Origin of the sequence: Permianibacter fluminis (assembly GCF_013179735.1) — a bacterium.
Lineage (GTDB): Bacteria > Pseudomonadota > Gammaproteobacteria > Enterobacterales > Permianibacteraceae > Permianibacter > Permianibacter fluminis.
Map to the genome: position 1 here is coordinate 193611 of NZ_JABMEG010000003.1, position 14574 is coordinate 208184.

Consider the following 14574-nt stretch of genomic DNA (forward strand, 5'->3'; position numbering starts at 1 on the left):
GCGTTCGCTTTGCGCAGTGAATATGTCCGGCCGGATCTGCTCTCGTATCCTTCTCCCGCCGGGAGAAGGTGGCGCGCCGCGCCGGATGAGGGGCTCCGCTACACGCGACAATACCTCTCAGCAACTCTCAACAACTCACCGCAAACCGAAACTCTCAGCAGATTTTTACCAGCGCGTCCTCTGCCAGGCCAGCCGCTGGGCCACCGGTAAAAACGTCCAGGCGACAAACCGGCTTTGTTTTTGACCTTGCGCCATGGTCACGGTCTGGTATTCGGCAACCGGAAGTTGCTGCAAGGCGCGATGTATGCCCGGCAGATTTTCCGCTTTGGATACCAGCGTGCTGAACCACAGCACCTGTTTCGAGACGTCGGCACTTTCACGGATCATGCGCTTGATAAACGCTGCTTCGCCGCCGGGGCAATACAGCTCGGCCGCCTGACCGCCGAAATTCAAGGCGGGGGCTTCTTTGTCGCCATCCCGATTACCAGCACCGGACGCGCCGATTCGTTTGCGGTTGCCGCGATGGCTGCCGGCGTTTTTTCCGGCACTTGCGGCCAGCCCGCGCAATTTCCGTTCGGTGCCGGCCTGTGCCTCGGCCAATGACCGGTGAAACGGCGGATTGCACAGGGTCAAATCAAAGCGCTCATCGCGCTCAACAACGCCGGCAAAAATCCGTTCCGGTTGCGTTTGCCAGCGCAGGGCAATGTGCTCGCTCAAACCGGGATTGGCGCGGAGAATGGTGGCGGCATTGGCGAGTGCTGGCTGGTCGATATCTGCCGCGACAAATTGCCAACCGTATTCATGTTGGCCGAGCAGCGGATACACCAGATTGGCACCGGTGCCGATATCCAGCAGCCGAACGCGCGGGCCGCGCGGAATGACGCCGTCATTGCCGCGCGCCAGCAGATCGGCCAGGTAATGCAGATAATCGGCGCGGCCGGGGATTGGCGGGCACAGATACTGCGCCGGAATATCCCAATCGCGCACCTGATAGAACTGACGCAGCAAGGCCCGGTTCAGCGTCTTGACGGCCAGTGGATTGGCAAAGTCGAGCGTCAGATTGCCGTAAAGATTGGTGGCGACGAATGCCGCCAGCGCCGGCTCGGTGCTGATCAGGGCAGGAAAATCGTACGGGCCACGGTGGCGATTGCGCGGATGCAGCTCGGGCTTGGCGGTGGCCGTGGTTTTGGATCTGGCGCTGGCGTTGTCGCTGGCTTTGTCACTGGCCAGGTCGGGCGACCGGTTGGCGGACGTGCCGGGCGATGCGCCAGCGGTGTGGTGTCGACGGTTCATGCGCGACCGGAGCAGGGCAGAGATGAGCGCGGTGATGGTGCGTTACCGCATCAGAGGCCGGTCATCTTAGCGCATCGGCGGCTGGGCCGGTTTGCGCCGATTTGTTGCACGCGGCATGGCGGGCTGCGCCAGCACGGTCTTCAGTCGTCACCACGTCGCCGGTATTCACGGCAATAACATGCTTCGATAATGCCGGTTTTCGGCAAGACCTACATTCGGCAATACCAGCATTCGGCAGCAGCCGGCGGTCGCGCTATAGTGGCGGCCTGCCCGGCATCAGGATAGCTCGCCGTGTCTGCCCGCCCGCTCTGGATTGCCTTGATTGCATCGTTGGCCTCGCTGCTGCTGGGGCCACTGCCGGTGCGCGCCGACGATTTGCGCTTCCAGCGTTTCTATATCGAGCAGGGGCTGTCCGATGGTCACGTCAAAGCCATGCTGCAGGATCAGCGCGGTTTTCTGTGGCTCGGTACCCGCAACGGCCTGAACCGTTACGACGGCCACCGCTTCCAGTCGTATTACGCCCGTCCGGGCGATGCCAATACGCTGCCGTCCAGCGATATCAATGCGCTGGTGCAAACGCAATCCGGCGATCTGTGGGTCGGCACCGCCGACAACGGTCTGGCCCGGTTTGATGATCGCAGCCAGCAGTTCGAGCGGATCAATCTGGCCGGTGCTGCGGGTAGTCGCCGTATCCACGATCTGCTGCTCGATGGTGGCGTGTTGGCCAGCACTGACGATGGTCTCTGGCAGCAACAGGCCGACGGCAGTTTTCTGCAAGTGGCCGGCACCGCCGGCTTGGCGATGCTGGCCAGCGTGCGCGCCGGCGACACCCGCTGGAGCATCACTGCCGAAGGGTTGTGGTGGCAAGGACGTGACGGCCATGTCCGGCCGGCCGTTGATCGTTTTCCGGCGCTGGAAGAGCTGCGCGCGCGGCGCTTGCAAACGCTGTTTGTCGACGGCGATCAACAACTGCTGATTGGCACCGATAACGGTCTGTTCAGCTTGCGCACGGACAGTGGCGTGCTGGAAGAAAAGCTGGCGATCTGGTTGCCGGATTTGACCGGCTCCGGTCGGCAGGTGCTGAGCCTGCTGCGCGATCGCAACGGCCAATTGTGGATCGGTACCCGCAATGGCGTGATCGTCCGCAGCAACGATGGCCAGCGCATTCGGCATTACACGCCGGACCCGGCGGATCCGCATTCACTCGCCGACGAGCGGCCTTTTGCGCTGCTGGAAGATCGTGATGGCCTGATCTGGCTCGGCGGTTTGAACGGCATGTCACTGCACAATCCGGCGACCCGGCAATTTGAATTGCTGCGTCAGCACAGCGGCGACAACGCGCTGCAAAACAATTCGGTGATGAGCGTGCTGGAAGACAGCGCCGGTCAGCTGTGGGTCGGCACGTTTGGCGCCATGCTGCACCGGTTCAGCGTCGATCGCTCGGCGCTGACCATTGTTCCGGTGCAGGCAGAGCAAGGCAGTCAGCGTGATGATCTGGTGCTGAGTTTGCTGGAGCATCCGCGCGGCACCATTTGGGCCGGACAGCGGACGCGCGGTTTGACCCGTATCGATCAGAAAACCGCAGCTGCCCGGCCGGCACCGCAAGCCGCTGCGGCGGCCGTCGATCTGCACGCCGGCACCGTCTACGACATGACTCCGGCCGGTGATGACGCGCTGTGGCTGGCGACGCGCGCCGGTCTGGTTCGGTACCAGATTAGTTCCGGACAAACTGAATTGTTTGCGCCACCGAGCGAAAGTGGCGGCAGCGCTGACACCTGCTTGTACACCGTCACGCCGGGCCTGAAAGGCGAGCTCTGGCTCGGCGGCTGCATTCGCGCCGGCCTGCTCCGCTTTGATCCGGAAACCCGGCAATTTCAGCGCTGGCAATTTCATCCGGACGATCCGTACAGCCTGAGTTCGGACAGCGTGACCGCAATTCTGGTCGAGCAAAGTGGCCGTTTGTTGCTGACCACCGAAGGCGGTGGTCTGAACATTTTCGATCCGGCCTCGCAGCGGTTCAAAAGTTTCCGGATGCAGGATGGTTTGCCGGTCGATACGCTCTGGGGGATTCAGCGCCAGCGTGACGGCATTTATTGGCTCAGCAGCAACCGCGGGTTGATCCGGTTTGATGAGGTCAGCAACCAGTTTCTGACCTACACGCCAGCCGACGGCATTCAGGGCGATGAATTCAATCTGGGCGCCTGGACCACCGGTGCGGATGGCCGCTTCTATTTTGGTGGTGTCAGCGGCTTGACCGTATTTAATCCGAATCAATTGACGCCGCTCGGGCCGCTGCCGTCGCCAGTTTTTACCTTGCTGCGGCTGCGCAATGAGCCGGTCCCGTTTGCGGCCCGCGCCGAACGCGCGCCAGTCACCGGGCCGGAATTGAAACTTGGGTATGACGACACTTTGTTCAGCGTCGAGTTTTCCGCACTCAGTTTTGCTCATCCGCGCACGCTTGAGTACAGCTATCGACTGAAAGGGCTTGATGATCGCTGGATCACCACCAATGCCGACGCCCGGCAAGCGAGCTTTTCCAGTTTGCACGAAGGCAAATACATCCTCGAAGTGCGCGCCCGTGATGGCCGCTTTGGTGACTGGAGCGCACCGGCTCAGCTACACATTGAAGTGGCGCCGCCCTGGTGGCGCAGTGCCTATGCCTATGTCGGCTACTTGCTGCTGGCTGGTGTCTTTCTGCTGATGCTGCTTCGCTGGCGCCGGCAGCGCTGGGAAATGCAACACGCCCGGCTTGCCGCCGAACAGGCGCGTCAGGCCAAGAGTGATTTTCTGGCGACGATGACCCATGAACTGCGCACGCCATTGAACGGTGTGCTCGGTTCACTGCAATTGCTGCAGCGAACCAGTCTCTCCGGTGAGCAGCAGGAACATGCCTTCACCGTGCAGGCCTCGGCAAGCGAGCTGCTGCAGCACATTGATGACTTGCTCGATTACGCCCGACTGGAAGCGCGCCGGGTGGAACTGAAAATCGAAGTGGTGGATTTGCCGGAGCTGGTGCAGGAAGTGGTCGCCGCGCAGCGGCCGCGCGCCAGCGAGAAAGGCTTGGCGTTGGAACTGACACTCGCCAGCGATTTGCCGCGCTATTGGCGCGCCGACGGTCAGCGCCTGCGCCAGATTCTGACCCAGCTGCTTGGCAACGCGATCAAGTTCACTGTGCGCGGTGGTGTGCTGGTCGCAGTGGAAGGCAAAGACGGCGCGCTGCAATTGATTGTCCGCGATACCGGCATCGGCATGGACAAGGCAACGCAAGCGCATCTGTTCCAGCATTTCAGTCAAGGCGAAAGCGGCTGGAATCGTCGCTTTGCCGGCAAGGGCCTGGGTCTGGCGCTGTGCCGGGAATTGATCGAATTGATGAACGGCAGCATCACTGCCAACAGCATTCTCGGCACCGGTTCGGAGTTTGTTGCCCAGTTGCCGCTGGCCGTGGTCACCAGCGTGGAAAATGATCGGGACAAATCCACCACCTCTGCTACTAGCAATGCAGCAGGGAGTGGCGCTGCCGGTGCCATCGCGGGCACACCGCTTACGGCAACCGCGGCCTCGATCGTTACCTCAACCGCTACTGCCACATCCGCAGTTCCGGCGTCATCGGCGGCTACACACAGTGTCGCTGTCGCTCGCGCCGCGACCGTGAGTGCGGCCAGCGTCAATATGCACGGCGCCAAAGTGTTGCTGGTCGAGGACAATGCCATCAATCGGCAGGTTGCCCAACGCATGTTGGAGAAATTGGGTTGTCAGGTCGATACCGTTGACGATGGTCTGGCGGCGCTCGCTGCCGTCAGCGCCGATGGTCAGTATCTTTGCATTTTCATGGATTGTCAGATGCCGGTGATGGATGGCTTTGAAGCCACCCGGCAGCTGCGCGCCCGCGGCATCCATACGCCAGTTGTCGCGGTCACCGCCAACATCATGGCCGGCGATCGTGAGCGCTGCCTCGCTGCCGGCATGACCGACTATCTGGCCAAACCGATTTCGCTGGATGCCTTCGCTACCGTGCTGTCGGCCTTTGTTGCGGCGACAAATGTAATGGCGACAACGCGCGACTGATTCCAGCGGTGGTGATCTATCACCCATCAATCTGGCGCTAGAACGGCCGCAGTACTGCCAGCAAAATGATAGCGATCAGCGGCAGAACCGGAATCTCGTTGATGGCGCGATAAAAGCGCTCGCTGCGGCGGTTACGGTCGGCAGCAAAATCTGCAAGCAGCTTGCCGCACCAGATGTGGTAGCCAATCAGCAGCAGTACAAATGCCAGTTTGATGTGCAGCCAGCCTTGCTGCCGGAACCAGTCCAATCCGTAGCCGTGAATCAGCAACAGGCCAAACAGTATGGTCAGCACGCCGCCCGGTGTGGTGATGGCCCAGAACAGTTTCCGCTCCATTACCTTGAAGCGTTCGTTATTTTCCGCATCCTTGACTTGGCAGTGGTAGACGAACAGCCGCGGCAAATAAAACAAACCGGCAAACCAGGTCACCATGAAAATCAGGTGCAGTGCTTTCAGCCACAACATCAAATGCTCTCCGCGCCGCTTTTGAGTGCAGCGTTATAGGGTCAGTGTTTGTAGGTATAGAAACTTTCAATCTTGCCGCGGGTGACGACACCGGCGATCCGTTCCTGATTGCCGCGCTGGAACACGTAGGCCGCATCGACCTGTTTTTCGTCCATGTTGTCGAGCGCTTCGGCCAGTGTGGCTTGCAAATGCACCGAGGCGAGATTTTCCCGCTTGCCCGGAATATCGAGCAGATCGACGGTCTCGGCGTTGTCTTCTATCAAGGCGCGGGCCAGTTCGGTGGCATGCATCAGGGCAATTGGCCAGTTGCCATCGCGGACCAGCAGCCAGCGTGGTTCGCCGCGCAGCAGGATTTCGGCATCGTGCCGGCTCAGCTGTTTGTTGACCAAAACAAAACTGCTGTCCATCACGGTGCCGACGGCGGCCCGGCGGAGCAGCTCCTTGAGCGGACTGACCCGGACTTCGACGCCGCGGATCGCCAGCAAGGTGTGAATGATCGAGCGCTGCTTGAAACCCTGACTGACCACCAGATTGGCAATCACGACAGTCAGCATGCCGGGCAAAATGATATTGGGATTGCCGGTCAACTCCAGCAGCGCCATCAACGCGGCCATCGGTGCTTGCAGCGTTGCCGACATCAGCGCCGCAAGGCCGAGCATGGCGTAGAAGCCGCTGCCAGAATGTGGTTCCGGCAATAGTGCACTGACGCCGGTTCCAATCAAACCGCCGAGCGTGGCGCCGATGAACAGTGACGGGCCGATGGCGCCGCCCGGCACACTGAGACCGCTGCAAAGTGTGGTTGCGAGCGTTTTGCCGAGCAGCGCAAACAACAAAATGGTCCACGGCAAACTGCCGTGAAAACTGGCGCTGACAGTGTCGTAACCGGTGCCCATGATTTCCGGAACTACTAGCGCCAATACGCCGATGACAATGCCGGCGATGGCCGGACGCGTCCACAGTGGCCAGGGCCGGGTCAGGCTGGCGACTTTGGTGGTCGCAGCGATAAAACCGCTTGACCACAGTCCGGCCAACAGGCCGAGCAAAACCACGGCCGGAATTTCCCAGAGCGACAACAAATCAAGGGCAGGCACTTCATAGGCGATGTGATTGCCGAACGCCAGTCGTGCCATGACGGTGCTGACCACGGCGGCAAGAATGACCGGAATGAAGCTGGCGATGGTGTATTCCATCATCACCACTTCGAGCGCAAAAATAACGCCGGCAAGCGGCGTGTTGAAGCAGGCGGCAATGGCGGCAGCAGCGCCACAACCGACCAGCACCCGCAAGCTGTTGTTGGGCAGGCGCAGCGATTGACCGGTGAGACTGGAAACTGCACTACCCAGATGAATGGCCGGGCCTTCGCGACCGACCGGCATGCCGCAGGCGAGCACCAGACCGCCGGCGAAGAATTGCACCAGCGCATTTTTCAGCGGCAGATGGCCTTGATGCTCGGACAGGCGCTCCAGCACATGACCAACGCCCATCGCACGCACGTGGCGTGGCAGCACATGAAGTACGACGCCGATCACAAAACCGCCAATGACCGGCAACGCCAAGCGCAGCTGCCAGGGCAGTGATTCGAAATCCTGGGCACGGACTTGCTGGCCGAACCAGAGCAAAATGGCAGCGTCCGTATAGATGCGGAACAGCAAAATCACGCCGCCGGCCAGCAGGCCGACCAGCAAGCCGAGCAGCGCCAGCAAAAGCAGGGCATCCATCCCTGCCAGCCGTAGCCGGGCTCGCTCCATCAGTGACATAATCCCGCCGGTTTGCCTTGAGACTTCTTTTGCTGATTGTAGAGGAGTCTGCCGCGGCGTTCACGGCACTTCCCGGGAAATTGCATGAACAAGAACACGACTTCGCAGTATGTGGTGGTGGAACGCAAGCCGCGCAGCTGGCATCTGCGCCGCTGGCTCTTGATTCTGTTGGTGCTGGCAGCGGTCTTTGTCGCTGGCCGGGTAGAGGATTATTACGTGCGGCGCCAGCTGGCCGATGCCCGCACCGAGCTCAGCGAGCAAGTCAGTCAGCTGCAACGTGAACTGGCAATGGAGAAGCAGACCCGGACCGCGCTCAGCCAATCGCGGCAAGTGGACCAGATGGCGTCCAGTGAGCTGCAGACCACGCTGAAGACCTTGCAGGACACGGTCAAGGAGCTGGAGAAGGAAAACGCCTTCTATCGCAGCATCATGAATCCGAGCGGCGAGAAGAGCGGCTTGCAGATCGAGTCGTTCACGGTGCTGCCGCTCGGTGCCGATCGGGTCCGCTACCGTCTGGTGCTGGCACAGCTGCGCAGTCACGAAAAGAATCTGCGCGGCCGGCTGCAGGTGCAATTGGTCGGCACCGACAACAAGGCGCTTGATTTGTTTGTCTTGGCGGGAGTCAAAGCTGAATCACAGAAATTTGATTTCCGTTACTTCCAGAATGTCGAGGGTGAAGTGGCGCTCCCGGCCGGTTTTGTCCCGCGCGAAGTGCGGGTCAGTGCGAGCCAGGACGGTTTGCCGGCGGTCGAGCGACTCTTTGCCTGGCCTCAACCGGAGCAACAAAATGTTCAGTAGTCAGTCGAAGCACGGGTTTGGCGGTGGCAATGACCGCAAGGCCGGTCCGGCCCTTCAGCGGGAGCAGCACTATGTTTGGTAATGACAAGAAAAAGGGCGTGAAACTGGTCCGTGGCGGCAGCGTTGATACGCTGGTATCGCCGCATACCACCATCACCGGCAATATCCGTTTTACCGGCGTGCTGTATCTGGATGGCACGCTTGAGGGCAATGTCGAATCGGATGATCCGAAAGCCCTGCTGACCATCGGCAACAGCGGTGTCGCCAAGGGCGAAGTGCGGGTGCCGAATGTGGTGATTCATGGCCGGGTCGAGGGCGATGTCTATGCCAATGCCCATGTCTCGCTGAGCGCGGACGCCCGTATTCACGGCAACGTCTATTACCACCTGATCGAAATGAGCATGGGTGCCGAAATCAACGGCCAACTGGTACACAAACCGGCAGAGCCACCGAAAGGGCTGGAACACAAGCCGGATTCGCCCAGCGTCTGACGCCGGCTCACACCGGGCATCCGGTCGATTTGCGTCGGCCGGGTGCTTTATCTGATAATTCCACTCAGGTTTTCCCCGTTGCATGGGTTTCCGGCGCTTGGCTTTGCCGGGTGGTGTCCCCACCTTGATAGCCCCGGACCCGCAGGAGTGGTCATGAACGCAGTAACCGAGCTGTTGCCCGATGCTATCCCGTCGCCGATGACCTTTTCGGCGTCCGCGGCGGCCAAGGTCCGCAGCCTGATTGACGAAGAGCAGAACGAAAACCTGAAGCTGCGGGTTTTTGTCACCGGTGGCGGCTGCTCCGGCTTTCAATACGGTTTCACCTTTGACGAGAACCAGGCCGAGGACGATACCGAGATCCTGCGCGACGGCGTCAAGCTGCTGGTCGACCCGATGAGCTTCCAGTATCTGGTCGGCGCCGAGATTGATTACACCGAAGGTCTGCAAGGCGCCCAGTTTGTTATCCGTAACCCGAATGCCAAGAGCACCTGCGGCTGCGGATCGTCATTTTCGGTTTGAAATCAGTTTGTTAACTTCAAGACAAAACGCCAGCGGAAGCTGGCGTTTTGCTTTCTGGCGCCACCGCCGGGCTGGTAATCCCGGCGGATCCCTTGCTAGATTCCGGCTCGTTCGTGTGGCGCCATCGGGGCAGGCCCGAACGGCGAAGGCCCTAACGGCGAAGGAGGGGCGCGATGGCGTGGTTCTGGTTGGTCGTGGCCGGTGTGCTGGAAATTGCCTGGGCGTCGGCGCTGCCGGCAACTCAGGGCTTCAGCAAGTTCTGGCCCAGCGTGTTTGTGCTGGTGGTCGGTACGCTCAGCGTCATCGTGCTTGGCTGGGCGGTCAAGTCGTTGCCGGTAGGCACCGCCTATGCTGTCTGGACCGGCATCGGCACGCTCGGCACGGTGATCATCGGCATGCTGTGGTTAAACGAGCCGCGCGATGCGGCGCGCCTGTTCTTTATCGCGATGATTGTTGCCGGCTGCGTTGGCTTGAAGCTGGTCACCAAAGACGTGGCCTGATCTTGTGAAGTGCTGGGAAAGTTCGACAAGCTGGCGATAACGGACGAGCCACATCGAAACTCGAAAAAAAAGCGGCGCTCTCGGCGCCGCTTTTTTTTCAAACCACTGATGCCGTAACGGGCATCAGCCCGGCAGATAGATGCTGCCCAGCACTGCCGGCCGACTGGCGCCGGTGACAATCGGCAGATTGCCCGGTTGCTCCTGGATGCGTTGCCGGGCGAGCCAGGCGAAGGCCATCGCTTCGACCCAGTCGGCGGCTATGCCGAGTTCATCGGTTTTGCCGACCTTGCTGGTCGGCAGCTGCACTTGCAGTGCCCGCATGATCGCGATGTTGTGGGCGCCGCCGCCGCAAACATAAATTTCCGGGTTCTTCATCATCGGCAGCGCTTTTACAGCATCGGCAATGGTGTGCACGGTCAGCGCCAGCAAGGTGGCCTGCACGTCGGCCACGCCCGGCCGACCGAAGTCGGCGAGCTGGCGCATCAGCCATTCCATCGAAAAATATTCCGGGCCGGTGCTTTTCGGTGGCCGCTGGGCAAAGAACGGATCTTCGAGCATGGTTTGCAGCAGCGCCGGCTGGATGCGACCGCGGGCGGCCAGCATGCCGTCCTTGTCCATCGGCTCGCCGAGCATGCGCTGACACCAGCCATCGAGCAGGGTATTACCGGGGCCGGTGTCAAATCCGAGAATCGGCGAGAACTGGCCACGCGGCAACACGGTGACATTGGAAATGCCTCCGATATTGCAAATCACCCGGTCCGCTTGCCGGCTGCGGAATACGCTGTCGTGAAAGGCCGGCACCAGCGGTGCGCCCTGGCCGCCAAGCGCGACATCCTTGCGGCGAAAATCGGCGACCACGCGGATGCCGGTTTCGACAGCGATGACGTTCGGGTCACCGATTTGCAGGGTGAAGCGCGGATCGCTGTTCGGCCGATGCCGGATGGTTTGGCCGTGGCTTCCAATGGCGCGCACCTCGACCGATTCGACATTGGCTTTGGCCAGCAAATCGCGCACGGCTTTGGCAAACAGCTGACCGAGCTGGACATCCATGGCACCCATGCGATCAATCTCGTTGTCGCCGGGCTCGGTCAGGGCAAACAGTTGCTTGCGCAGCTCGGTGGGAAACGCCTGAAAGTGGGTTTCGACCATTTCCGGCTGTGGGGAAAAGCGCACCAATGCGACATCAATGCCATCCATGCTGGTGCCGGATAGCGCGCCTACATAATACTCAGCCATGTTTTCTCACGCGGTTTTGACGGTACTGAATGTGCAGCTCATACGGCAATTATTGTTGCTTCCACGGGAATGGGGCGTCTGCCGCGATTATTTCTTTTGCTGGATTATGCGCTAACGGGCCGTCGACCCGTTAGCTGACATCTGTGCGGATTTGTCACCTGGCCTGGGCCAGCAGCACGCGGGTGCGGGCATCGAGCCGGACCAGCGGGCCCTGAATGGCCGCGACAAAGCGCTCGCGCTCGCTGTTCGGGATGGGATCGGCTTGCGGCAGGACAACGGTACGCGGATTGCGCGCGCTGCCGTTGACCAGAAACTCGTAATGCAGGTGCGGCGCCGTGGCCAGCCCCGAGGCGCCGACATAGCCGATGATCTCGCCCTGGCGGACCCGGCTGCCGGCATGCAGGGCTTTGGCATAGCGCGACAAGTGGGCGTAATGGGTGGTGTATTGGTTGCCATGCTGGATGGCGATCAGCCGGCCATAGCCGCCTTTGACGCCCATGAAGCTGACCCGGCCGTCACCGGCGGCATAGACCGGAGTCCCGGCCGGCGCGGCGTAATCCACACCCTTGTGGGCGCGGATGGTGTTCAGAATCGGATGCTTGCGGGCCAGATTGAAGTTGGAGCTGACCCGCGAGAACGGCACTGGCGCCCGCAAAAAGGCTTTTCGCAGCGATTTGCCATCGGGGCTGTAATAGCTGGCGCGGCCGTCGGTATCGACATAGCGCACAGCGCGGAAACGCTGGCCCTGGTTGACGAACTCGGCCGCCAGAATCGGCCCGGGACTGATCGGTGTGCCATCGACCAGCCGCTCTTCATAGACCAGGGCAAATTGATCGCCTTCCCGCAGGTCCAGCACAAAGTCGATGTCGTAACCGAAGATATTGGCCAGTTCCATGATCACGCTGTCAGGCAGGCCGGCGCTCTGGCCGGCCGCAAACAGCGAGCTATTGATGGTGGCCGAGCCGAACTGCTCGCGGCTAATCACCGGCTTGCTTTCCTGCTTGGCGACAAACGTCAGACCCTGCCGCTGAATGACCAGACTGTTCAGCGCATCCTGTTCATAACGGATGGCCTGCAATTGGCCGTGTTCATCCAGGCTGAAACTGAGCTGACGACCGGGCAACACCTTGCGCAGCACATCGGAGGCGATCGGCAGCTGCATGATGTCGTGCAGATCGCGCGGGTTCAGATTGTTGCGTTTGAACAAGCTCGACAGGCTGTCGCCAGAACGAATGGTGGCGTTTTGCCATGGCAATTCCGGCACCACTTGCAGCGCCAGATCCGCCACCGACAGCGGCAACTCGGCGCGCGGGGCCTGAGCAAGGCTGGCGTCGGCGGCAGGTGACAGCGGCGGTGCGACCAGCGGCTCGGAGTGCGGCAGCGGCAGCCATAGCGCCGCTGCCAGCAAGGCCACGCTCGCCATGACGAGATAATGCCGGGAGCCAAATCGGGCCAAGATGCCGGGCACCGGACCTTGGTCCTTGTGGTGCGAGGGGTGGAAATCCTGCTGCTGCATGGTCCGCCAATGCCCTTATAAAGTTGCCGGATAAGGTAGCGGCCGGCCAATCCTCCGGTCAATAGACTTGTGAATAAAATCAATATGATGCGAAACAAAGCTTGGCACCGGCTCACGCGGGGTCTGGCGCGGCGAAAAGCCAGTGCTGTCATTGTTGGACGGTACGGGCTGGATCGGGCCTGCTAGAATCGCCGGCCCGGCGCCTGGCCGGGATTCTTCCTCAGTAATGAAACACCGTGGTGGCGGGAAAATAATGGCCGATTGGCAAGAGCCCAGTAGCTGGCAAGAACAGTACGAAGAGCTGATGCGTGGCGTCGGTGAGTGCATCGTTGCAGACGATTTGAAAGAGCGATTGAAGGCCGGCAAACGCCTGCGGGTGAAAGCGGGCTTTGATCCGACTGCACCGGATCTGCATTTCGGCCATACCGTGCTGCTGAACAAGATGCGCCAGTTCCAGCAATTCGGCCATGAAGTGGTGTTTCTGATTGGCGATTTCACCGGCATGATCGGCGACCCCACCGGCAAGAGCGCCACCCGGCCGCCGCTAACCAAAGAGGACGTGCTGGAAAACGCCAAGACCTATCAGGCCCAGGTCTTCAAGATTCTCGACCCGGAAAAAACCGTGGTCATGTTCAACTCGGAATGGATGGGCAAGATGTCCAGTTCCGACATGATCAAGCTGGCCGCCCAGTACACGGTGGCGCGCATGCTGGAGCGCGATGATTTCTCCAAACGCTATCAAGGCAACCAGCCGATCGCCATTCACGAATTTCTCTATCCGTTGGTGCAGGGCTATGACTCGGTCGCGATGAAATGCGACGTCGAGCTCGGTGGCACCGATCAGAAATTCAACCTGCTGGTGGGTCGTGAACTGCAGAAAAGCTACGGACAAAAGCCACAGATCGTCATCACCATGCCGCTGCTCGAAGGTCTCGACGGGGTCAAGAAAATGTCGAAATCGCTCGGCAATTACGTCGGTATTGCTGAGTCGGCCAATGACATGTTCGGCAAGATCATGTCGGTATCGGATGAGCTGATGTGGCGCTGGTTCGAGCTGCTGAGCTTCCGGCCATTGAAAGAAATCGCTGGGCTAAAGCAGCAAATTGCCGAAGGTCGCAACCCGCGTGACGTCAAGTTTGAACTGGCCAAGGAGCTGATTGCCCGGTTCCATGATCAGGCTGCCGCTGACGCCGCCCAAGCCGAATTTATTGCTCGCTTCTCGCAAGGCGCGCTACCGGAAGATCTGGAAGAGATTGCGCTGGCCTGCACCGATGATGGCACCGGCATGCCGATTGCCAGACTGCTGAAAGAGGCGGGTTTGGTCGCGTCAACGTCGGAGGCAATCCGGATGATCAAGCAGGGCGCGGTCAAAGTGGACGGTTACAAACTGGATGACGACAAGCGTGTGATTGCGCGCGGTACTGTTGCGGTATTCCAGGTTGGCAAGCGCCGCGTTGCCCGGGTGACGCTGCAGTAAAAATGCACAGAAAGCAGTAAAACGCAGTCAGAACGACGGCAGCCGCAGGCTGCCGTTGTCATTTGGTCAGTTGGGAAAACCAAGGAAAACTGCCTGTTTTTCGGCCTTTTTGCGCAGCGGCCGGTCAAATTGCGCAAGCCTTGTACGACTTGTCAAAAAGATTTCAAAAAGATGTTGCGCTGCGGTTTTGCCCGCCTATAATGCGCGCCCTGTCGACGCACAACGCGCTGACGGCAGCGCAAGCAGCCGGCCAGTAGCGGCGAAGACGGGGTCAGCAAGTCAGTCGCCAGTCTCTTATATAGAAGCTAGCGACACGGTAAAAAAGCCGGAAACGACGTGTTGACAAGCAGATGGGGTGCTGTAGAATGTGCGCCCCGCCGGACGGTAAGTCTGGCGATGTGCTGGATGGTGAATCCGGTGCTGCCGAAAGGCAAACGCTCTTTAACAACATGAACGAAG

General features: G+C 60.3%; 11 protein-coding genes. 6 read left to right on the forward strand and 5 right to left on the reverse strand.

The annotated features are described in order from the left end of the window. Nucleotides 1-165 precede the first annotated feature (165 nt). Nucleotides 166-1293 (reverse strand): 23S rRNA (adenine(1618)-N(6))-methyltransferase RlmF, encoded by a 1128-nt coding sequence (rlmF, locus tag HPT27_RS18955; protein ID WP_172246744.1) that lies wholly within the window; start codon nt 1291-1293, stop codon nt 166-168. Nucleotides 1294-1584: 291 nt separating this feature from the next. Between rlmF and HPT27_RS18960 the strand changes: the two genes are divergently transcribed. Then, nucleotides 1585-5358, forward strand: coding sequence for a hybrid sensor histidine kinase/response regulator (locus HPT27_RS18960; protein ID WP_172246746.1), 3774 nt, complete (start codon nt 1585-1587; stop codon nt 5356-5358). 37 nt (nt 5359-5395) lie between these two features. Here HPT27_RS18960 and hemJ read toward each other — a convergent pair whose 3' ends face one another. Further along, nucleotides 5396-5821 (reverse strand): protoporphyrinogen oxidase HemJ, encoded by a 426-nt coding sequence (gene hemJ / locus HPT27_RS18965; RefSeq protein WP_172246748.1) that lies wholly within the window; start codon nt 5819-5821, stop codon nt 5396-5398. 41 nt (nt 5822-5862) lie between these two features. Continuing rightward, nucleotides 5863-7539, reverse strand: coding sequence for a chloride channel protein (locus HPT27_RS18970; protein WP_211198126.1), 1677 nt, complete (start codon nt 7537-7539; stop codon nt 5863-5865). A 123-nt stretch (nt 7540-7662) separates the two neighbouring features. Between HPT27_RS18970 and HPT27_RS18975 the strand changes: the two genes are divergently transcribed. From HPT27_RS18975 to HPT27_RS18990, 4 genes are all read left to right on the forward strand, one after another. Then, nucleotides 7663-8376 (forward strand): DUF6776 family protein, encoded by a 714-nt coding sequence (locus tag HPT27_RS18975; protein ID WP_172246752.1) that lies wholly within the window; start codon nt 7663-7665, stop codon nt 8374-8376. A gap of 71 nt (nt 8377-8447) precedes the next feature. Further along, a complete protein-coding gene (locus HPT27_RS18980) occupies nt 8448-8867 on the forward strand; it encodes a bactofilin family protein (protein WP_172246754.1) in 420 nt (139 codons plus the stop codon). Nucleotides 8868-9020: 153 nt separating this feature from the next. Beyond that, nucleotides 9021-9386, forward strand: coding sequence for an iron-sulfur cluster insertion protein ErpA (gene erpA / locus HPT27_RS18985; protein ID WP_172246756.1), 366 nt, complete (start codon nt 9021-9023; stop codon nt 9384-9386). Nucleotides 9387-9559: 173 nt separating this feature from the next. Beyond that, on the forward strand, nt 9560-9886 hold the full coding sequence (locus HPT27_RS18990) for a DMT family transporter (protein WP_172246758.1): 327 nt from the start codon (nt 9560-9562) through the stop codon (nt 9884-9886). 123 nt (nt 9887-10009) lie between these two features. On the opposite strand, the gene HPT27_RS18995 is transcribed toward HPT27_RS18990, so the two are convergent. Both HPT27_RS18995 and HPT27_RS19000 read right to left on the reverse strand, forming a co-directional pair. Next, complete coding sequence (locus tag HPT27_RS18995; protein ID WP_172246760.1) at nt 10010-11122, reverse strand: anhydro-N-acetylmuramic acid kinase; 1113 nt, start codon at nt 11120-11122, stop codon at nt 10010-10012. 154 nt (nt 11123-11276) lie between these two features. Then, nucleotides 11277-12590 (reverse strand): OapA family protein, encoded by a 1314-nt coding sequence (locus HPT27_RS19000; RefSeq protein ID WP_172246762.1) that lies wholly within the window; start codon nt 12588-12590, stop codon nt 11277-11279. Nucleotides 12591-12891: 301 nt separating this feature from the next. Between HPT27_RS19000 and tyrS the strand changes: the two genes are divergently transcribed. Continuing rightward, nucleotides 12892-14115 (forward strand): tyrosine--tRNA ligase, encoded by a 1224-nt coding sequence (tyrS, locus tag HPT27_RS19005; RefSeq protein WP_172246764.1) that lies wholly within the window; start codon nt 12892-12894, stop codon nt 14113-14115. The last annotated feature ends 459 nt before the right edge of the window (nt 14116-14574 follow it).